The 19,028-nt window shown below is 68.0% G+C and carries 19 protein-coding genes; 5 read left to right on the forward strand and 14 right to left on the reverse strand.

What is annotated here, in order from left to right:
- Nucleotides 1-159: 159 nt before the first annotated feature.
- The 3 genes from AB0M65_RS31770 to AB0M65_RS31780 all read right to left on the reverse strand — a co-directional run bounded on the left by AB0M65_RS31770 (nucleotide 160) and on the right by AB0M65_RS31780 (nucleotide 2,929).
- Complete coding sequence (locus tag AB0M65_RS31770) at nucleotides 160-897, reverse strand: Long-chain-fatty-acid--CoA ligase (RefSeq protein ID WP_364035866.1); 738 nt, start codon at nucleotides 895-897, stop codon at nucleotides 160-162.
- A gap of 54 nt (nucleotides 898-951) precedes the next feature.
- The gene (locus AB0M65_RS31775; protein ID WP_364035869.1) at nucleotides 952-2,046 is read right to left on the reverse strand and encodes a glycosyltransferase family 4 protein; all 1,095 of its coding nucleotides are present in this window, start codon (nucleotides 2,044-2,046) and stop codon (nucleotides 952-954) included.
- Between the two features lie 94 nt (nucleotides 2,047-2,140).
- Nucleotides 2,141-2,929: an inositol monophosphatase family protein gene (locus tag AB0M65_RS31780; protein ID WP_364035872.1), complete on the reverse strand. Its 789-nt coding sequence runs from the start codon at nucleotides 2,927-2,929 to the stop codon at nucleotides 2,141-2,143.
- Nucleotides 2,930-2,946: 17 nt separating this feature from the next.
- Between AB0M65_RS31780 and AB0M65_RS31785 the strand changes: the two genes are divergently transcribed.
- A complete protein-coding gene (locus tag AB0M65_RS31785) occupies nucleotides 2,947-3,642 on the forward strand; it encodes a creatininase family protein (protein ID WP_364035875.1) in 696 nt (231 codons plus the stop codon).
- Nucleotides 3,643-4,109: 467 nt separating this feature from the next.
- On the opposite strand, the gene ribA is transcribed toward AB0M65_RS31785, so the two are convergent.
- The 6 genes from ribA to AB0M65_RS31815 are packed head-to-tail and all read right to left on the reverse strand — an operon-like array spanning nucleotide 4,110 to nucleotide 9,020.
- Nucleotides 4,110-4,724: a GTP cyclohydrolase II gene (gene ribA, locus AB0M65_RS31790; protein ID WP_364035878.1), complete on the reverse strand. Its 615-nt coding sequence runs from the start codon at nucleotides 4,722-4,724 to the stop codon at nucleotides 4,110-4,112.
- On the reverse strand, nucleotides 4,721-5,725 hold the full coding sequence (locus AB0M65_RS31795; protein WP_364035880.1) for a lysylphosphatidylglycerol synthase transmembrane domain-containing protein: 1,005 nt from the start codon (nucleotides 5,723-5,725) through the stop codon (nucleotides 4,721-4,723). Before AB0M65_RS31795 ends, ribA begins: the two co-directional genes overlap by 4 nt.
- Complete coding sequence (locus AB0M65_RS31800; protein WP_364035885.1) at nucleotides 5,722-6,558, reverse strand: class I SAM-dependent methyltransferase; 837 nt, start codon at nucleotides 6,556-6,558, stop codon at nucleotides 5,722-5,724. The genes AB0M65_RS31795 and AB0M65_RS31800 overlap by 4 nt, the downstream gene beginning before the upstream one ends.
- A complete protein-coding gene (locus AB0M65_RS31805; protein WP_364035887.1) occupies nucleotides 6,555-7,622 on the reverse strand; it encodes a glycosyltransferase family 4 protein in 1,068 nt (355 codons plus the stop codon). The genes AB0M65_RS31800 and AB0M65_RS31805 overlap by 4 nt, the downstream gene beginning before the upstream one ends.
- Entirely contained in the window at nucleotides 7,619-8,017 is a 399-nt protein-coding gene (locus tag AB0M65_RS31810; protein WP_364035889.1) for a 6-carboxytetrahydropterin synthase, read from the reverse strand. The genes AB0M65_RS31805 and AB0M65_RS31810 overlap by 4 nt, the downstream gene beginning before the upstream one ends.
- 22 nt (nucleotides 8,018-8,039) lie before the next feature.
- Entirely contained in the window at nucleotides 8,040-9,020 is a 981-nt protein-coding gene (locus tag AB0M65_RS31815) for a zinc-binding alcohol dehydrogenase (protein ID WP_364035891.1), read from the reverse strand.
- 59 nt (nucleotides 9,021-9,079) lie between these two features.
- Here AB0M65_RS31815 and AB0M65_RS31820 point away from each other — a divergent pair, with 59 nt between their 5' ends.
- Nucleotides 9,080-9,793: a CDP-alcohol phosphatidyltransferase family protein gene (locus tag AB0M65_RS31820; RefSeq protein WP_364035893.1), complete on the forward strand. Its 714-nt coding sequence runs from the start codon at nucleotides 9,080-9,082 to the stop codon at nucleotides 9,791-9,793.
- Here the strand turns inward: AB0M65_RS31820 and AB0M65_RS31825 are convergent, their stop codons facing one another.
- From AB0M65_RS31825 to AB0M65_RS31835, 3 genes are all read right to left on the reverse strand, one after another.
- Nucleotides 9,794-10,156: a tautomerase family protein gene (locus tag AB0M65_RS31825; RefSeq protein WP_364035896.1), complete on the reverse strand. Its 363-nt coding sequence runs from the start codon at nucleotides 10,154-10,156 to the stop codon at nucleotides 9,794-9,796.
- A gap of 1 nt (nucleotide 10,157) precedes the next feature.
- A complete protein-coding gene (locus AB0M65_RS31830; RefSeq protein ID WP_364035899.1) occupies nucleotides 10,158-10,721 on the reverse strand; it encodes a TetR/AcrR family transcriptional regulator in 564 nt (187 codons plus the stop codon).
- Between the two features lie 630 nt (nucleotides 10,722-11,351).
- Nucleotides 11,352-13,676 (reverse strand): EAL domain-containing protein, encoded by a 2,325-nt coding sequence (locus AB0M65_RS31835; RefSeq protein ID WP_364035902.1) that lies wholly within the window; start codon nucleotides 13,674-13,676, stop codon nucleotides 11,352-11,354.
- Nucleotides 13,677-14,080: 404 nt separating this feature from the next.
- Here AB0M65_RS31835 and AB0M65_RS31840 point away from each other — a divergent pair, with 404 nt between their 5' ends.
- From AB0M65_RS31840 to AB0M65_RS31850, 3 genes are all read left to right on the forward strand, one after another.
- Complete coding sequence (locus AB0M65_RS31840) at nucleotides 14,081-15,232, forward strand: beta-ketoacyl synthase N-terminal-like domain-containing protein (protein ID WP_364035905.1); 1,152 nt, start codon at nucleotides 14,081-14,083, stop codon at nucleotides 15,230-15,232.
- A gap of 105 nt (nucleotides 15,233-15,337) precedes the next feature.
- Nucleotides 15,338-16,015: a DUF998 domain-containing protein gene (locus AB0M65_RS31845; RefSeq protein WP_364035908.1), complete on the forward strand. Its 678-nt coding sequence runs from the start codon at nucleotides 15,338-15,340 to the stop codon at nucleotides 16,013-16,015.
- Nucleotides 16,016-16,081: 66 nt separating this feature from the next.
- Nucleotides 16,082-16,699 carry an AAA family ATPase gene (locus tag AB0M65_RS31850; RefSeq protein WP_364035911.1) on the forward strand — a complete coding sequence of 206 codons (618 nt, stop codon included), beginning with the start codon at nucleotides 16,082-16,084 and terminating at the stop codon, nucleotides 16,697-16,699.
- 23 nt (nucleotides 16,700-16,722) lie between these two features.
- Here AB0M65_RS31850 and AB0M65_RS31855 read toward each other — a convergent pair whose 3' ends face one another.
- A complete protein-coding gene (locus AB0M65_RS31855) occupies nucleotides 16,723-17,877 on the reverse strand; it encodes a 4-hydroxybenzoate 3-monooxygenase (protein WP_364035914.1) in 1,155 nt (384 codons plus the stop codon).
- A 65-nt stretch (nucleotides 17,878-17,942) separates the two neighbouring features.
- Nucleotides 17,943-18,890: an ATP-dependent DNA ligase gene (locus AB0M65_RS31860; RefSeq protein WP_364035917.1), complete on the reverse strand. Its 948-nt coding sequence runs from the start codon at nucleotides 18,888-18,890 to the stop codon at nucleotides 17,943-17,945.
- Between the last annotated feature and the right edge of the window lie 138 nt (nucleotides 18,891-19,028).

The following is a 19,028-nucleotide window of genomic DNA, read 5'->3' on the forward strand; positions in this document are numbered from 1 at the left end:
GAGTTTCCTCGGCTGAGCCGAGGGAAGGGGTCCTTCACGCGCCACCGTGGTGGCTCTGGGTCCCTCAAAGAGTCCTTAAGGACCGGCCACTACCCAGCTCACCCGCCGCAAGTACCTAAACACCCTTCGTTAGAACGACCCAAATCACTTACGACCCCCTCAGAAGGGGTGCTCCATCCAGACGTTCGCCTCGACGTAGACCCCGCAGTCGCGCTCGACGTTCGCGTTCACCGGCGCGATGCCGCCGGGGATCACGTTGTCGCCGTCCTCAAGTTTCACGCCGGTCCAGTCGTGCCAGTCCGCGATGGAGCCGGAGATGGTGACGGCGAACGGGCAGACCTTGATCATCCGCGCGCCGAGCCGTTCGTGGGTACGCAGCCAGCGGTCGGCGAACAAGCCGTCCTCGCGGCGGCGGACGGCGTACTCGCCCATCGGGACGTCCGGCTCGTCCTCCTTGCCGATCGGGCGCACCGAGACGATCAGCCGCTTCAGCCCGGTTTCGGCGGCCCGCGCCTTGAGTGCCTTCAACATCGGCGTGGACAGGCCGGTGCCCCGCCGCTGTGGGGCCACGACGACTTCGAGTGCGCACAACGTGTCCGGCTCACGGCCGTCCATGAGGTCCTGCGCCGCCCACTGGATCGCTTCGTCCCAGCCGTGTTCCGGCAGCTCGCGGCGATCGTCGGCGGGGTAGGTCAGCGGGACCGACAGCGCCCGCGCGATCGGCACACCGTCGTCGTCGAGCGCGATCAGGAAGTAGCGGGACCAGAGCCGCAGGAACCGCTCCGGGGTGATCATCTTGCCGCTGAAACCCCGGTAGATGAATTCACCGCCGACATCACCGAGATTCAGCGCGGGATCGAGGAGGTCGGGACGGGACGCAAGATCGACGATTCGCATGCCGCTCAGTCAACCGAGCCGGGGATCGGCCCGATAGCTGCTTCCGGGCGATGATCAAGCCAGCTGACGCGGGATGGCCCGCAGCCGGGAGAGGACATCGGTGAGCCTGCCCGCGGCGACGTCCCATTCCTCCAGGACACTGCTCCGCGCGAGGGCCGACGTCCGCAGGGAATGCCGGAGTTCGGCGTCGAGCGACCATCTCAGCAGCGCGGTCGCGAGCGCCGGCGAGTTGCCGGGTGGCACCAGCATGCCGGGTACCCCGCCGCCGGGTGCTTCGCCGAGCGCGTCGTGCGCGCCGGCGGTTTCGGTCGCCACCACCGGGATCCCGCGCGCCAGCGCCTCCGCGACGACCAGCCCGGCGGTGCCGCCCCTCGACGGGAGGACGAGCAGATCCGCGCCGTCGTAGACCAGGTCGAGGTCCTCCGGCGGCCGGATGAGGCTGATCCGGGAGCCGAGCCCGAGCCGTTCGGCCATCCAGCGCAATTCGTCGACGTACGCCCGATCGTGACGCATCGACCCGGCGAACACGCATTTGAAGGCCACTTCGTCGACCGTGGACAGTGCCTGGATGAGAACGTCCTGGCCGTAGCGCGCGGTCATCGGCGCGAGACACAGCAGGCGGGAGACGCCGTCCGCGCCGGCGGCGAGCGGTGCCGCGTCCGTGCCCGGCGTCGCGACGTAGACCCGGGTGGGGTCGAGGTCGTGCCGGTCGATCAGGTTCCGCGCGAGCCACGGCCCGGTGGCGACGACCATTCCGGCCAGCCGCAGGGTTTCCCGTTCGCAGGCGTCGAGTTCGGCGGCCTGCGCCGGGTCGAGCGCGGGGTCGTCGGCGAGCGGCTGGTGCACCAGCACGGCCAGCCGCAGCCGTCGCGCGTGCGGGATGACGATCTCCGGTACGCCACAGGCGACCGTGCCGTCGATCAGCACGACGGTGTCGTCCGGCAACGCGGTGAGCGAACGGGCCAGCCGCGACCTCGACAGCGGGCCAGGCAGCGGCCATTCACCGGCGATCGGCAGTTCCAGCAGCGGGAGTCCGGTGGCCGGGAGGTTCTGGCACATGCGGCGGTCGTACTCGCCGCTAATTTCCTCGGCATCCCCCGGCAGGACGAAAACGACCGGTTCGGTCACGCGGATATTCGAGGTGAACACGGGTTACCTCCAGGTGCGGACGACGAACCAGCGGGGCGCCTACCAGGGGACACGGATACCGGGCCCGGACGGTTCACACTTGAGAGGAAGAAGTTCAACCGGTTACCCGCGCGATGGCGGCGACGACGTCGTCACGCAGTCCGGCCCCGACGGCGATGGTGGCCGCCGAGTCCACCGTGTGGTCGCTGCCGTCGGAGTCGACGACCACTCCCCTGGCCTCACGGACCAGCAGGACGCCCGCCATCGTGTCCCACGGCTTGTTGGCGAGGATGACACTCGCGTCGAGTTTGCCGTGCGCGACCCAGGCCAGGTCGATCGCCGCCGAGCCGAGGAACCGGACGCGCTGCACCCGGCCGCCGAGTTCGGCCAGCAACGCCATCCGGACGCGGTTCTTGACCTCCGCGCCCTCGCCGACCGCGAAGTCACCGATACTCACGATGGCGTCGGAGAGTTTGGTCGCCTTCGAGGCTTCGAGCCGCTCTTCGCCCGCGTACGCGCCTTGGCCCTCGACAGCGGTGTACGTGACGTCGAGGAACGGCAGCGAGATCGCCGCGACGGTGCTCTTCAGGCCGTCGACAAGGCCGAGCGAGACACCGCACAACGGGATGCCACGCGCGAAGTTGGCGGTGCCGTCGACCGGGTCGAGCGCCCACCACAGGTCCTTGTCGCCCTCGTGCCCGCGTTCCTCGCCGAGGATCCCGATCTCCGGCGTCTCCCGCGCCAGGAACGCGCGGACGGTGTCCTCGACGGCGAGATCGACGTCGGTCACCATGTCACGATCACCTTTGGCGGCAACGGAAAACGACGTCATCGAGCGGATGATCCCGGTCGCCTTGGCGACCGCCTCGCTGGCGACGGACAACAATGCGGCATGGTCGGTCATGGGGTTACCGTAGCCCGGTGAACTTGTTCCCGACGGCCACGACGGCCGACGAACGCGCACGCGACGCCGACGTCGCGGTGCTGCCGATCGGCAGTTTCGAGCAGCACGGCGCGTACCTCCCGCTCGCCACCGACGCGGTGATCGCGACGACGATCGCCGACGCCGTCGCGTCCGCGTACCCGGTCCTGCGGCTCCCGCCGATCACGATCGCGTGCTCGCAGGAACACGCGGACTGGCCGGGAACCGTCAGTATTTCGGCCGCGACGCTGTACGCCGTGGTGAACGACGTCGCCGCTTCATTGCGGCGGTCCGGTGTTTCGAAGCTGGTGCTGGTGAACGCACACGGCGGCAACTACGTCCTGTCCAATGTGGTCCAGGAGTCTTCATCGCCGATGGCGTTGTTCCCCGGCGTCGAAGGCTGGCAGGCCGCGCATTCCGCTGCCGGGCTGGAGACGTCGCTAGACAGCGACATGCACGCCGGGGAACTGGAGACTTCCCTGCTGTTGCACGCCCATCCGTCGCTGGTCCGGCCCGGGTTCGCGGAGGCGGACCACCTGGCGGACGACCGGCGGCACCTGCTGACCGTGGGGTTGCGGCCGTACTCGGAGTCCGGTGTGGTGGGACGTCCTTCGCTGGCGACGGCGGAGAAGGGGCGGGTGGTGCTGGAGTCGCTGGTGGCGAGCTTCGGGGAGACTTTGGTCGCGTTGTCGTAAGCGATGATCGGGGTTCTCTTGAGGGTAAGTCACCGTGTCGTGGTACCCGGCTCACCGCGATCGCTCTATTCGCCGGGTCCGCCGCCAGGCCAAAGGCGTAACTCACGTGCTTGAGCACGTAACTCGCGTGCTTGAACTCGTAACTCGCGTGCTTGAACTCGTAACTCGCGTGCTTGAACTCGTAACTCGCGTGCTTGAACAGGGAACACGCGTGCTTGAACAGGGGACTCGCGTGCTCAGACCCCGCACACACCAGTTCGGCATCCAGTCGCGAGTTACGCCTTCAGGCACGCGAGTTACGCCTTCAAGCACGTGAGTTACGCCTTCAAGCACGCAAGTTACGTGTTCAGGCACGAGAGATCCGGGTTTGGGCACGCGAGTGCGGGGCGCGACAACCCCGGGCACGATCTGGCCCGAAGGCGCCACGACACGGTTGATTTACCCCTCAAGAGAACCCGAATCGCCCTTTACGACCCGGCTGAAGTGACTGAGTCCAGGTGCGGCAGGAGGTGGTGCATCCGCTCCTGTTTCGTCCGCAGGTACCGCAGGTTTTCGTCGTTCGGCATCACCAGCAGCGGCACCCGCTCGCTGATTCGCAAGCCGTGCAGCTTCAGCTGGTCGACCTTCGTCGGGTTGTTGGACAGCAGCCGCACCGACTGGACCCCCAGATCCTTCAGGATCTCCGCCGCCGCACGGTAGTCCCGCGCGTCGACCGGCAGCCCGAGCGCGATGTTCGCCTCGACGGTGTCGAGGCCTTCGTCCTGCAGCCGCATCGCCTTCAGCTTCGCGAGCAGGCCGATGCCGCGCCCTTCGTGCCCCTGCGCGTACACGAGGACACCGGCGCCCTCCTCGACGATCGCCCGCAGCGCGGCGGCCAGCTGGTCACCGCATTCGCAGTGCATCGAGCTGAACACGTCACCGGTCAGGCATTCCGAATGGACCCGTGCCAACGTGTCGAAGCCGTCGACGTCGCCGTGCACCAGCGCCATCTGTTCGGTGCCGTCGGCGTCCAAGTACCCATACGCGGTGAAAACGCCGTACTGAGTCGGCAATCTGGTCTCCACGACCCTTTCGACAGTCATCGCGTGTCTCCAATCCGTACGGGTGTCCTGACGACACGGGCCGCGAGGCGCGGTGCGGCGGGGGTGCCGATGCGATGGGTCTTTAACGAGCGGACGAGCAGTACGCCCGCCCCGGGAAGGCTCGCGATGAGCGCGAGCACGCCGTAGACGACAGCGACGGTGACGCCCTGCGCCGAACCGAGTCCGGCCGCGCCGAACAGCACCGCGCAGACGCCTTCCCGCGGTCCCCAGCCACCGATGTTCAGCGGCAGGCCCATCGCGAGCAGGGCGAGGATCATCAGCGGCAGCAGCTCCCCGACCGGCGCGGTGACCCCGGCCGCTCGCACGGCGACGACGAACAGGGCGAGATGCCCGGCCAGCGTGGCCACCGAAAGCAGGCTGACGCCAGGCCACGTTTCCTTGGTCAGCAAGCCCATCCGGAGGTCGGCGAGCGTGATCGCGAACCCGCGCCGCCACTTCGAGCCACTGTGGATCCACCGTTTCCCCGCGGTCATCCCGGTGACGATCGCCGCGAGGGCGAGTACGGCGACCACGATCCCGGCGACCATGACGACCTTGTCGATCGGTGGCGGCACCACGGAAGGCGCCCCGATCACGACCGTGACCGAAGCTCCGATCAGCACGATCTGCCCGGCGGTCCGCTCCAGCACCACCGCGCGGACGCCACGCAGGACGTCACCGGATTCGCGGCCGTGCCGCACGGCGCGGTTGACGTCGCCGAGTACACCGGCAGGCAGCACACCATTGAGGAACAACGCGCGGTAGTACTCGCCGACGGCGCTTCCCAGCGACAGCTTGAGACTGAGCCGCCGCGCCACCAGGCACCAGCGCCAGGCACTGAACACCGTGGTGGCGAAGCCGATCCCGAGCGCGGCGGCGATACCGCCGGCGTCGACCTCGCGGAGTCCGTCCAAGAAGGCCTGTGTGCCCAGTTGCCAGACGAGCACGGCGAGAATGCCGAGTGCGCCGAGGATCTTCAGCCACGGCCAGAACCGCTTCACGCCGTCACTCGCCCTTCCGGCGGCAGCACCAGGAGATCCTCGTGCTGGACCATCGCGTTCAGCTCTCCCGCCGCGCATTGCGCGAGCCGCCGCCGCAGATAGGTGTCGGCGTCGGGGATGAGTTCGGGCCGCTGTTCGCAGGCCGCGCCGACCCAGCCAGTGAGCCATTCCGCGGTCAGCGCGGCCTGATCGGCACCGAGCCGCCAGGGGCTGGACGCGCGCCGCACGGTGGCGCCGAGCCGTGCGAACACCCCGGAAGCGACCTCCACCGCGTCCGGGCCGAGCAGCCACCGGCCCTCGGTCACGCGGCGCTGGTGCGCGTTGAAGGCGTCGGAGATCTCGATGTCGAACTTCTCGCTGGGCGACAGCACGACCCGTCCCGAAACGCTCAGTGTCAGCAAGACCGCGCAGCCCGCCTCGACGCAGGCTTCCGCCAGCCTGCTCATCTCCTCGGCGGTGAGCAGGTCGAGCAGCGCCGAGGCCACCACGAGCGACGTCCCGGCGAGGTCGGCGGCACGCAGTGCGGTGATGTCACGCTGTTCGGTGACGACGGTGACCTCGCTTCCGTCCATGGCGTGCTCCGGACGGCTGGTGCGGGCCGACGCGTGGATGAGCAAATCGTTGTCGCGGTCGTGCAGGATCCAGCGCTGCCGTCCGGCAAGGCGCCGGGCCAGCCAGCGGCCGAGCGACCCGGTGCCGCAGCCGAGGTCGCGGATGACGACCTCGTCCTGTCCACGCAGGAACGACCGGACCGGTTCGAGAAGCTCGGTCGCGCGGGCGGTGGCGTCGGCGTCCTCGCGCAAATGCAGCCAGCTGGGGGCGTACTTGGTCATGCCGCCGTCCTTTCCTTCAGCAGCACGGCGGCGACGCCGCGGGCTGTCGCGTCCCAGCCGGTCAGCGTCTCGCGGCGAAGGCGAGCGGAGGCGCGAAGCCTGTCACGCAGGTCAGGCTCGGTGAGCCAGCGGCGAAGGGCCGCGGACAGCGCTTTGACGTCCTCCCCCGGGACGAGCATTCCGGGCACACTGCCGTCGGGTGCCTGGCCGAGCGTGTCCGGCAGCGCGTCGACGGCGGTCGCCAGCACGGGAATGCCGTGTGCGAGTGCCTCGGTGACGACCATGCCGTAGGTCTCGGCACGCGAAGGCAGCACGAGGAGGTCTGCGGCGGCGTACGTCGCTTCGAGCGCTTCGCCGGTCCGGGGGCCGGTCAGCGTGAACCGGTCGCCGAGGGTGTGTCGCCGTAGACGCTCGACGTAGCGCGTCTCGCGACGGATCGCGCCGACGCACTCACAGATCCACGGCAGGTCCCGAAGCGACTTCAGCGCCTCCGCGAGCAGGCCTTGTCCCTTGCGCGGAGTCACGTTGGCGACGCAGATCAAATGTGTCCCGCTCAGGCTCCCGGAAGCGACTTCGGCCTTGTCGACGCCGGGAGGAACCGCGTGCACACGATGCGGGTCGAGGCCGTGATGCCCGACCAGCCGCCGTGCCGCCCAGTCACTGGTCGTGAGCACGACGTCGACGGCTCCGAGCGTCTCACGCTCCAGGCCGTCCAGTTCGGCGGCGAGCGACGGCGAAAGCCCTGTTTCGTCCGCGAGCGGCAAATGCACCAGCACCGCGATCGACAACCGTTGCGCCGCGGGCACGATCACCTCGGGCACCCCGCAGGCAACGAGCCCGTCGAGCAGGACAGCCGAACCGGCCGGCAGTTCGGCGAGTTTGCGTGCGAGGACCTTGCGGGCCTCGGTGTCGGGCCGGGGCCAGTTGCCGCGCACGGGGACCTCGTGGACCTCCACGCCCGTCGCGGTGAGCCCGTCGCACAGCCGCCGGTCGTAGATGTTGCCGCCGCTGGGCGCGCTCAAGTCGTCGATGTCGTCGGGCAGGACGACGTGAAGGCTGTTCACAGCGCTCGCTCGTAACTCGCCCATGCGACATGGGATTCGTGCAGTGCCACGGTGATGCCTTCGAGCCCGCGGGCTCCTTCGCCGAGAGCACCCGCTTGCACGCGGCCGGCGAGCCTGTCGGCGATGACCTTCGCCAGGAATTCGGTCGAGGTGTTGATCCCGGCGAACTCGGGCACGTCGTCGAGGTTGCGGTAGTTCAGGTCGGCGAGCACGGCTTTGAGTTCTTCGGTCGCCTTGCCGATGTCGACGACGATGTTGTCGGCGTCGAGTCCGGACCGGCGGAACGTCGCGTCCACGACGAAGGTCGCACCGTGCAGTTGCCGCGCCGGTCCGAAGACCTCGCCGCGGAAACTGTGGGCCACCATGACGTGGTCACGGACGGTGATACTGAACAACGGACCTCCTCAGGTCGTGCCCTTAACGCGTGTCCTCCAGCTGATAGGTGACACGGAGACAGAGCGTTCCCGGTTCATTCGCGGCGAGACGCGGTAGTACGTCCGGCAGCTCGTGGAACCGGCATTCCTCACTGACCAGCACCTTAAAGGCGGGGTCCGACAAGATTCGCAAAGCGAGCGCCAAACGGTCGCCGTAGCCACGAGTCGCGCGACGAGCGGGCGACACCATGCCGACCTGGCTGCTGCGGATCGCCAGCCGTCGCGAGTGGAAGTTCTCGCCGAGCGGGACACTGATCTTGCGGTCGCCGTACCAGCTGAGCTCGATGACCTCGCCCTCCGGCGCGAGCAATTCCAGCGAACGCGTCAGCCCGGCCTCACTCGCGCTGGCGTGCACGACGAGATCGCAGTCGCCCAGCGCGTCCTCCGGTGCCGAGAAGTCGACACCGAGCGCTTCGGCGATCTTCGCTCGCTCCGGGTCGACGTCGATCAACTGGACCCGGGTCGCCGGGAACCCGGACAGCAGCTTCGCGACGCTGCTGCCGACCATGCCCGCACCGACCACCGCGATCCGGTCACCGAGTTTCGGCGCCGCGTCCCACACCGCGTTGACCGCGGTCTCGATCGTCCCGGCGAGGATCGCGCGCTCCGGCGGCACCCCGTGCGGCACCGGCGTGACGGCCGAAGCCGGGACGACATAGCGCGTCTGATGCGGATAGAGACAGAAAACGACCTGGCCGACGAGTTCGGCCGGACCTTGTTCAACGACGCCGACGTTGAGGTAGCCGTACTTCACGGGACCGGGAAAGTCACCTTCCTGGAACGGAGCACGCATCGACTCTCGTTGACTCCGCGGGACCTCGCCGCGGAAGACGAGCGTCTCGGTGCCGCGGCTCACGCCACTGCACAGGGTGCGGACCAGCACCTCGCCGTCGCCGACCGGAGGGAGCGTGACCGGCCTGAGCTCGCCGTCACCGGAACCACTGAACCAGAAGGCGCGTTCCATCGTGTCCTCTCATAGCGACTCTGGAGGCAGGGTCACCATCACCATAACGAGGAGGCCTCGTGATCAACCCCGGAATTTTCCTGGGGGTCCTCGTCCAGCTGGCGCTGCTGAGCGTGCTGGACGCCGTCGTCGGACTGGGCCCGCTGGGCTGGATCGCCGGAGCGGCCTACGGCATCGCCGTCGGCGGATTCCTGACCTACGGCCTGAACCGGGGCACCGCGCGTTCCCTCGGCCCGGCCGACGCCGTCACACTCGGCCGCTCCGCGCTGGTCGGCTGCGTGACCGCGCTCATCGTCGACACCGCGGGACGGGAGATCGTCACGATGGTCGTCATCGCGTCGGTCGCACTCGCCCTGGACGCCGTCGACGGCCAGGTCGCGCGCCGCACCAGGACGGCGTCGCCGCTCGGCGCGCGCTTCGACCTGGAGGTCGACGCGTATCTGATCCTGATCCTCAGTGTCGTCGTCGCGCAGTCGCTGGGCCCGTGGGTGCTCACGATCGGCGCCATGCGGTACGTCTTCGTCGGCGCGAGCAGGCTGTGGCCGTGGCTGAACAACCCGCTGCCGCCGAGCATGGCGCGGAAGACGGTCGCGGCGGTGCAGGGCATCGTGCTGGTCACGGCGGCTTCGACCATCCTGCCACTGTGGACTGCCTTCGCGGTCACGCTCGGGGCGCTGGGACTGCTGACGTGGTCGTTCGGGCGGGACAGCTGGTGGCTGCTGGAGCAACACGCCTTCGGTACCGCTCGGCGCGTCACCGCCGACGTGGCTTGATCACGCGTACTGCGCTTCGCCGTTCCCGAACGACCAGTTGATCAAATCGGTTTCGTTGATCGTGACAAGCACGTTCCGCGGCTCGGTTCCCGAGTACTCCTCGGCCAGCTCCGCGATCCGCCGGTACAGCGCCTTCTTCCGCTCATCGGTCCGTCCCGGCCGCATGGTGATCGCGATGAACACGACACCCTCGTCTCGATGGATCCCCAGGTAGTCATCGTATTTCAGGATGCCACCGCCGTTCAGGACCTGGAAGCGGTCGTCGTCCGGGATACCGAGCGTCTCGACCATCGCGTCGTGAACGGCGTTGCCGAGGGCTTCGAGCTTGTCGGTACCGAGTGCGTCGATGCGAACGAAGGGCATGTCAGTTCTCCTTTGCGGCGAGGAGCCCGAGGGCGCCGTCGACGGCTTTCGCGAACACGTCCGGGGATCCGGCGGCGCGGGCGAGGACGTAACCACCCTGCAAGACCGCGACCAGCGCGGTGGCCGTGGCGAGGGGATCGAGCGATGCGTCCAGCTCACCCGCCGCACGGCCTTCGTCGAGCAGTTCCGCCAGCCGTCCGGTGACCCAGCCGAAGGTCTCCTCGACGGGCCTTCGCAGCTCCGCGTCCGCCATCACGTCGGGATCCTGCGTGAGCCTGCCGACCGGGCAGCCCTTGAGCACGTCGCGCTCGCGGCGAAGGTACGCGGTGATCCGCTCGACCACCGTGCCCGGACCGGAGAACTCGGCCTCCGCCCTGGCCCGCAGGTCGTCGGCGTTGCGGCCGATCGCGGCCAGCGCGAGCCCGGACTTGCCCTGGAAATGGTGGTACATGCTGCCCTGACCGGCGCCGGAGCGCTCCTGGATCGCTTTCGGGCTGGTACCGACGTACCCGCGCTCCCACAGGAGCTCGCGAGTGCTCTCGATGAGCTGTTCCCTCTTGTCCACGACAGGAGCGTACATACTAGTAGGTACAGCTATCACCCCGGGCGCGGCAGCAAGGGACCTTTGCTATCACTTTTGCGCTTAACCGCAGGTCAGACCCCCCTCTGGACCCTCCGGACCGCTGGACCGCTGGCGTCCCGACTGGCTCGTCTGGAGCCTCCCCTCCGGACCACTGGCGTCCCGACTGGCCCGTCTGGAGCCTCCCCTCCGGACCGCTGCCGCCCCGACTGGCCCGTCTGGGCCTCTCCCTCCCGACCGCTGCCGCCCCGACCACTGCCGCCCACCCGGCCCGCCCGCCCGAACGTGCCGGGCCGCGAAAGGCCTCCTTCCCTACTCCCAGGTAGGTAGGGAAGGAGTCCTTCAGGGGCGTCCCGCCACCACAGGGACCCCAGCAGTCCCACCCGCCCCAACAGTCACAGCCGCGCCGCGTGAAGGACCCCTTCCCTCGGCTCAGCCGAAGAAACTCGACCTTCACACCTTCCCAAGTACGGGAAGGCCCCCTTCCTGTACCTAGGCGCAAGGAAGGGGGCCTTCATGTACCTCAGACGAGCACACGGGCGCCAGTACCCGAGCCCACCGGAAGCTCGTGAGTGGCGCCACTCACGACCAACCCAGCCGTGAGCGCGCCGCCGTTCAGACCCGGACGACGTGCTCGTACGCGGACCTCAGTTCCTCGACCGGACCCGGCGGCGCGACCAGTGGCCCTTTCGCCCAATCGCAGCCGAGTTCATGCAGAACCTTCAACTGCTGCGGGGTCTCGACCCCTTCGGCGACGACGACGAGGTCGACGGCGTGTGCCATCGCCATGATTCCGGCCACGATCGGTTCGGCGTCACTCGACATTCCGAGGTCGGCCACGAACGAGCGATCGATTTCGATGACGTTCAGATCGAGACGGCACAACTGGGCGAGTGAGGAATACCCGGCACCGAACCGTTCCGCGGTGACCCTGATCCCAGTTTTCCGTAGCGCGTCGACGGCGTCCGCCGCGTCTTTCAACGCCGTTTCGTCGACGTCGAGACACAGGTCACTCGGTACCAGCCCCGCATCGTCCAGAATGGTCTGGACCACTTGCAGTAACGTGGGATCGCCCAATTGGCGCACCGAAAGACTCACATTCACATTACAGTGCACACCATGATCGGCACGCCATCGGGAGATCTCGCCGGCGGCCTTGGCCAGGACGTCCGCACCGATGATCGTCAAGAGATCGCTGTCATCGGCGATCTCGACCAATTCCGCGGGATCGATCGGGCCCCGGACCGGATGATCCCAGCGGGACTTCGCCTTCACCGCGACCATACCGCCGGTCCGCAAATCGACGACGGGCTGATAAACGGTCTCGATCCGGCCTTCCGCGACGGCGTTCCGCAGATCCTGTTCCAGGATGAAACGATCCTGGACCCGTTCCCGCATGATCGGCGCATAGAACGCGTAACGCCCGGGTCCGAATGTTTTCGCCTGATACATCGCCAGATCGGCGTCTTCCAGCAATTCGTCGGCGATGCGGGTATCACCGGGTTCGGCGACCACTATTCCGATGCTCGTATTGATATGCAGTTCCCGGCCGTGCACGGTGAGCGACTGCGCGAGATGCCGTTGCAGATGGTCTGCCAGCGCGCGCACCTCGGCGGCTTCGGTATAACCGGTGGTGATGACCAGGAACTCGTCCCCGCCGAGCCGTCCGACCAGGTCCGATGGCCCGGCGGCGGCCCGCAGCCGCTCGCCGATGATGCGCAGCACCTGGTCGCCGACGGTATGACCGAGCGAATCGTTGATGATCTTGAACTTGTCGAGGTCGATGAACAGCACGGTCGCCGTACACGCCGGATCCGCGATCGTGAGCCGCAGGTGATTGAGCGCGAGCGTGCGATTCGCCAGCCGGGTCAGCGGATCGTGGGTGGCCTCGTAAGCCAGCCGTTCGCTGATCGCGCGCCGTTCGGTGATGTCGGCGAACGACGTCAGCACCGAGGGCACGCTCTGCCCGGGCGCCATCAGCGGGCCGGAGGTCAGCGAAAGCCAGCGGTGCGCGCCGTCGCGCCGCCGCACCTGCACGACCCGCCCGGTCTCGACCTTCCCGGACCGCCGCACCCGCGCGGACGGCAGATCCTCGACAGGCACCGGCATACCGTTCTCGTCATGCAGCCGCAGCGTCCGGCTCTCCAGCCCGATCAGGGAGCCTTCCGGTACGCCGGAGATCCGGTGCGCGGCGGAGTTCGCCAGCTCGATCCGCCCGCCGGGGCCGACGACCAGCACCCCTTCGTCGAGTGTTTCGACGACGGTGGCGAATTCGGCCTCCGCCCGGCGCTGCGCGGTCTCGTCGGCGCACAGCAGCACGTAGCCGTCGAACATCTCGGCCGCGGAGACACGCACCGCCAGCGCGGAGCCGTCGGCCCGGAAGTGCGTCGCCTGCAGGACACCGCCCGACGCGACCACCTCCCTCGGGTCCATCGGCGCGCCGACCACCTCGGCCACCGGGACCCCGATGACCTCTTCGAGTTCGTGCCCGTAGACCGCCTCGGCCGCCGGGTTCCAGCTCGTCACCAGCCCATCGGGCGACGTCGCGATGATCGCGTCACTCGCGTGGCCGACCAGCGCGGCTTGAAACCGGAGCCCGGCCTCGGCCGCCTTCTGCGTGCTCAGATCGCGCATGATCACCTGGTAGGCGGGCTGCCCTTCCCAGGTGGTGAGCACCGCTTGGGACTCGACGGTGACTTTGCCGCCGCCGAGGGTCAGCAGCGTCATCTCGGTCGGATCGCTGAACGAACCGGGAGAGGCCAGCGAACCGATCCGCGCGAGCAGCGGGTCCTGCGAGGGGGCGTCGACCATGTCGGTGATGTGCAGCCCGACGAGTTCGGTCGAAACCGTCGCGCCGACGAACCGCATCGCGGCCGAGTTGACGAACACGACTTTGCCGCGCGTATGAACGCAGATCCCGTACGGACTCGCTTCGACCATCGTGAGGTATTGAGTACCCAGAGTGCCGCCGTCGGGGTTTTGCTCCAAAAGGCGGTACCCATCACGAAGAAAGGCGAGTGCGGGATCGCCGCGATGATCCCTCTCGGCGGACAGCTCGGTCAGCAACCGGACGAGCGACGCATGCCGGCCTGCCACCCCGCCGGACGGGTCGGGAACTCCAACCGTGCCGGCCGCGGTGCCGTTCGCTGGCGAGGAATCCTGATTCAGGCGGTGGGTGTCGGGAGTCCCACCGTCGAGATCGTCAGGATCCATGTGATCCAAACCCCCTACTTGACTGATGTAGCTTCCGATTAGATCACTAAATCGACGTAGCCGTCCTCGACCAGCGGATTGCCCAGGCTTTCCCACCCCAGTGTTGACGGAATGTAGTTGAAGGGAAACACGTGCGGAGCAAAACCGACATCTGCGGCATCGGCGCCGTAACCGCCTACGGCTGGGGGCGCGAATCGCTGTGGGAAGGACTCACGAGCGGCGTCCCGGGCGCCCAGCTCGTCGAAGGGTTCGGCGAAACACGTGAACTACCCGGCTGGGTCGGGCACGTCCCCGAAGGCGGCAGACCGAGGGACGGCAGCCTGCACTGCCGCGCACTGCTCGCCTCGGCACGGGAGGCGATCGAGGACGCCGGCGCGCACGGCTGGACACCCGGTCGCCGGGTCGGCGTCATCTACGGCGGCGTCCGCGACGACATGCGGACCTGGGACGGCTTCCACGCTCTCGGCGAACGGCTCGCGTACCGCCGCGAGTTCATCGGCATGATGCCGTCGACGCCGATCACCTCGCTGATGGCCGAATTCGGTTTCCGCGGCCCGTCGATGACCGCGTCCGCGATGTGCGCGACCGGCAACGCCGCGGTGCTCACCGCGAAGATGTGGCTGGACGCGGGAATGGCCGACGACGTCGTGGTGGTCACCACCGACGTTTCCGCGACCCGCCAGGTGGTGCGGCATTTCGTGCACTGCGGGGTCGCGATCACCGACGCGCCGCCACTTGAGGCGTGCCGGCCTTTCCAGGAGGGCACAAGGGGTTTCACCTTCTCCGAGGCCTCGGTGGCGGTGGTGATGACGCGGCAGAAGACCGACGCGTACGCCACCGTGCTCGGCGGCGCCATGACCCATGAGGCGCATAACGCGATGGCGCTCGACCCCGACCCGACGACCGCGATTTCGGCGGTGACCGACGCACTGGAGAACGCCAACGCCAAAGCCGCCGACGTGCGGTACGTGAACGCACACGGGACGGGCACGAAACTGTGTCACCGCACGGAATCCCAGATCCTCGAAGCGGTGTTTCCCAGCAGCACGGAGATCTACTCGATCAAACCGCTGACCGGGCACAGCCAGTCCGGCAGCGCGCTGACCGAGATCGTGACGACCTGCCTCGCGGCGAAACGCGACCTCATCCCGGCACCGAAACCGGTGGCGGACGGGCATCCGCAGCTGATGGGCGGCCCGTCAAGGCCGGAAAGCGGGCTCACCGTCAAGACGTCGATCGGAATGGGCGGGTACGTCACCGCCGTCGTACTGGACGCCGCGTAGCCAATTTGGTAACAGACGGTCTCAACGTCGTCACGAAGTGTCATTTTCCGTGCTCACGTCGCCGATACTTCCCGGTAGCGAAACGCACTGAGCACGGAGGCGGCCATGAGCCTGAGAACAGCGTCCGACAACCTCGTCCACAACTACCTGTTCTTGCGGCGCGCCATCGGCTGCCTCGGGATCGGGCTGCCCTTCGTGCTGGTGTTCGGGAAGATGTTCGCCGACGGCGGCGGGCTGCTCAACTCGATCAGCGGCTACTACTACTCGGGGATGCGTGACGTCTGGGTCGGCACCATGTGCGCCATCGGTGTCTTCCTGTTGTCCTACCGGGGTTACGGCCGGATCGACGACATCGCGGGGAATATCGCGGCGGTGGCCGCGGTCGGCGTCGCGCTCTTCCCGACCACGCCGTCGAACGGGACACGCGCGGACGTGATCATCGGCAGGCTCCACCTCGGCTTCGCCGCGGTCTTCTTCCTCACCTTGGCGTTCTTCTGCATCGTGCTGTTCACCAAGTCGGACAAGGAGATCCCGGGCGCCCGCAAACCCGAGCGGAACCGGCTGTACGTCACCTCGGGCGTGATCATGCTGGTGTGCCTGGCGTTGATCTTGCTCTGCGGCCTGTTCTTCGACGACGTCACGAAGTCGCTTTACCCGGCGCTGTGGCTGGAATCGGTGGCGATCCTCGCGTTCGGCGTTGCTTGGCTCACCAAGGGCGGGACGCTGCTCCCCGACAAGCCGCCGTCCGCTTCCGAGGCCCCGGCGACCCACGCGGAGGCCTGACCTGTACCGGAGCCGCGGCGATCAAAGTAAAGGAACCTTTGCCATCCGCCGGGTCGTTGACGCCTTATGACTGAGCGCATCGCACTCCAGCTCGGCCGCCGCGACCTCCTGGTGGTCGCGGGGATTCCCGGGGCCGGAAAGACCACCCTGCTGTCCCGGGCGGCGACCGGCGCGATGCCGGTGCTCGATTCGGACCAGGTCCGCGGCAGGCTGCGCGCACGGCTGCCCGCCGCGCTGCCGTACCGGTTCTACCGGCCGCTGGTCCACCTTTGGCACCGGGCGCGTGTCGTCGGGTTCGCGTTGACCGACGACGGCCCGATGGTGGTGCACGAACCGTCGACCAGGGCGAGCACGCGAGGGCTGCTCGCCCTGCTCGGCCTGCTGAGCCGCCGCCCGGTCCGGCTGCTGTGGCTGGACGTGACGCCGGAAGAGGCCCGCGCGGGCCAAGTCGCGCGCGGGCGCGTCATCCGGCGGCATTCGTTCGCGCGTCATTGCCGAAGGGCCGAGAAGCTGCGCCGCGAACTGCGGGCGGGCTGGATCCCGTCGGGCTGGCACGGCGCGCGGATGGTGACCCGCCAGGACACCGGGACGCTGCGGTTCATCACCGAGGAGGAACCCGCCAGAGACCCGTCGGACGACGTCCGGCTCCTCCCCGTCGAGCGGCCCACCGTGCGCGCGGGCTAGGGCGTGTCTGGCTTCGAAAGGGGTCAGATACCCACGTAGTTTTCGGCGAAGAAATCCTGATGAGCGCGGGAAACCCGCAGGCTTTCCAGCCGCGCGTCCCGCAGCGCCCGCTGGAAGACGGCCTCGTCGTCGTGCCCGGACGGACCGTGCAGCAGGTTGATCAGCCAGTGGGAGAATTCTTGCGCGTGCCAGATCCTCGGCAGGCATTCCGCGGAGTAGCGGTCGAGTGGTGCCGTGTCTTTCTTCCGGTGGGCGGCGATCAACGCCCGAGCGAGGATTTCGGCCTCCAGCACCGCGAGATTCGCGCCTTTCGCCGCGGCCGGGCTGATCAGGCTGGCCGCGTCGCCGACGAGGAACAGGTTCCCGCGCTGGATCTTGTCCATCACATGCGATCCCATGTCCACGATCCGGCGTTCGACGATGGCGCCCTGTTTCAACGGGCCGTACTGTTCGGCGCGCATCCGCAGGTTCAGTTCGTCCCAGACGCGTTCGTCGGTCCAGTCGTCCGGATCTTCCCCGCGCGGGACTTCGAGGTAATACCGCGTCACCGTCGACGTCCTCGTCATATGGCCGGCGAAACCGCGTTCGTGGATCGCGTACCCGGTCGCGGACATGCTGGGCGGCGCCTCGGCGAGGAGCGCGAGCCAGGAGATCCCGTGGTCTCGCGGGAAAACCCGCGCGGGCACCGACCTGCGCGAGACGCCGCGCCTGCCGTCGCAGCCCGCGATGTACTTGGCACGCAACAAAAGATCATCGGCGATGACGGTGGCGTCCGTCCCCGACACCGAAGACACCTCGGCGCCGAACCGGATCTCCCCGCCGCGGGAAAGGAACTCCGCGATCAAGTCCGTGACCAGGAACTGTTGCGGGTAAACGGTGTGCACCTCACCGCGGCCGAGTTCGCGATAGTTGAGCTCGAATTCCGCCCGGTCGCTGCGAAAAGCACACGTATCGTGCTCGGCCCCGTTGCGCAGCAAGCCGTCGGCGAGCCCGTTCTCAGTGAGAACACGGACGCTGTTCGCCGCCAGGAACCCGGCCCTCGACCGGTTTTCGACGTGCTCCCGGCTCCGCCTTTCCAGGATCAGGCAGTCGATTCCGGCCGCTCGCAACAAATTCCCCAATACCAGCCCCGCCGGGCCCGCACCGAGGATGAGCACGTCAGCGTCGTTCTTCCCCACGAAAGCCCCCAGTACCCCGCCCCATGCGGTCCAAGGTACACAAAACGCCGGGGAGAGGTCGGCGTTCAGCCGTTCTGAGCACGCATCCTCGCGCGGCGTTTCCCTTCGTGCATCGCCACGACGCGGGCGATCGGGATCGTATGACCCTGTTCGACGAGGTCAGCGGGGAGTGACTGCGGTTCGGGCATCATTTCCGCCCAAAGGTCCTTGTCGCCCAAGAGAGCGGGCGCGGTGTAAACGGTGAAATCCGCCGGAACGACGTTTTCAAGATCATTCCAGGAAACCGGGAACGACACCGGCAGCCCCGGGCGTAACCGCGGGCTGTACGCCGACGCGACCGTCCCGCCACCCGCCCGTGCCGCATCGAGGTACACCTTTCCCTCGCGGTCCTCGACGATGTACGCGGTCGTGGCGATCGAAGGGTCGGCCTGTTCCGCCCGGGCGGCGAGCGCGCGGGTCGCGGCGGCGACGTCGTCGAACGCCTGTCCGGGAACCAGCGGGACGAAGATGTGCACTCCCTTGGAACCGCTGGTCTTGACCGCTCCGGCGAGCCCGGAGTCCGCCAGCGCCTGCCGCACCAGTGCCGCGGCCTTCACGACGTGCGCGAAGTCGTCGCCGGGCGGCGGGTCGAGGTCCAGTACGAGATGGGTGGGGCCGGTATCGTCCCCCACGCGCATCAACGTCGGGTGGTATTCGACGGCGCGCTGGTTCGCGAACCACATGAGCGTGCGGCGGTCGTCGCAGAGCGCGTACGACACTTCCCGCTTCGAGGTCTCCGCCCACATCCCGTGCCGCTTGACCCATTCGGGGGTGTATTTGGGCAGGTTCTTCTGCATGAACGGGCCCTGGCCGCGCAGGATGCGGATCACCGACAGCGGCCGGTTCGCCAAAACGGGGATGATGCGGCCGGCGACGGCGTCGAGATAGTCGACCAGGTCGCGTTTGGTGGCGTCCTCGAACAACGGCTGGTCGAGATTGCTCAGCTTGACCCCGTCGCGGTCGTCATCGCTCATGGGGTGAGCCTAAAGGCTCGTGAGTGGCAATGACGGCTGGAGCGACCTTCACACCTTTCAGGACCTCCGCTGTGGCCCCAGGTGCAGCGGTCGCGCGTGAAGGCCCCCTTCCCTCGGCTGAGCCGAGGGAAGGGGTCC

The organism is Amycolatopsis sp. NPDC051071 (genome assembly GCF_040682875.1).
Classification (GTDB): Bacteria; Actinomycetota; Actinomycetes; order Mycobacteriales; family Pseudonocardiaceae; genus Amycolatopsis.

Coding starts and splice junctions, on each gene's coding strand:
- AB0M65_RS31770 (WP_364035866.1), bottom strand. CDS start 897: ATGCGAATCGTCGATCTTGCGTCCCGTCCCGACCTCCTCGATCCCGCG.
- AB0M65_RS31780 (WP_364035872.1), bottom strand. CDS start 2,929: ATGACCGACCATGCCGCATTGTTGTCCGTCGCCAGCGAGGCGGTCGCC.
- ribA (WP_364035878.1), bottom strand. CDS start 4,724: ATGACTGTCGAAAGGGTCGTGGAGACCAGATTGCCGACTCAGTACGGC.
- AB0M65_RS31800 (WP_364035885.1), bottom strand. CDS start 6,558: ATGACCAAGTACGCCCCCAGCTGGCTGCATTTGCGCGAGGACGCCGAC.
- AB0M65_RS31815 (WP_364035891.1), bottom strand. CDS start 9,020: ATGGAACGCGCCTTCTGGTTCAGTGGTTCCGGTGACGGCGAGCTCAGG.
- AB0M65_RS31825 (WP_364035896.1), bottom strand. CDS start 10,156: ATGCCCTTCGTTCGCATCGACGCACTCGGTACCGACAAGCTCGAAGCC.
- AB0M65_RS31835 (WP_364035902.1), bottom strand. CDS start 13,676: ATGGTCGAAGCGAGTCCGTACGGGATCTGCGTTCATACGCGCGGCAAA.
- AB0M65_RS31845 (WP_364035908.1), top strand. CDS start 15,338: ATGAGCCTGAGAACAGCGTCCGACAACCTCGTCCACAACTACCTGTTC.
- AB0M65_RS31850 (WP_364035911.1), top strand. CDS start 16,082: ATGACTGAGCGCATCGCACTCCAGCTCGGCCGCCGCGACCTCCTGGTG.
- AB0M65_RS31860 (WP_364035917.1), bottom strand. CDS start 18,890: ATGAGCGATGACGACCGCGACGGGGTCAAGCTGAGCAATCTCGACCAG.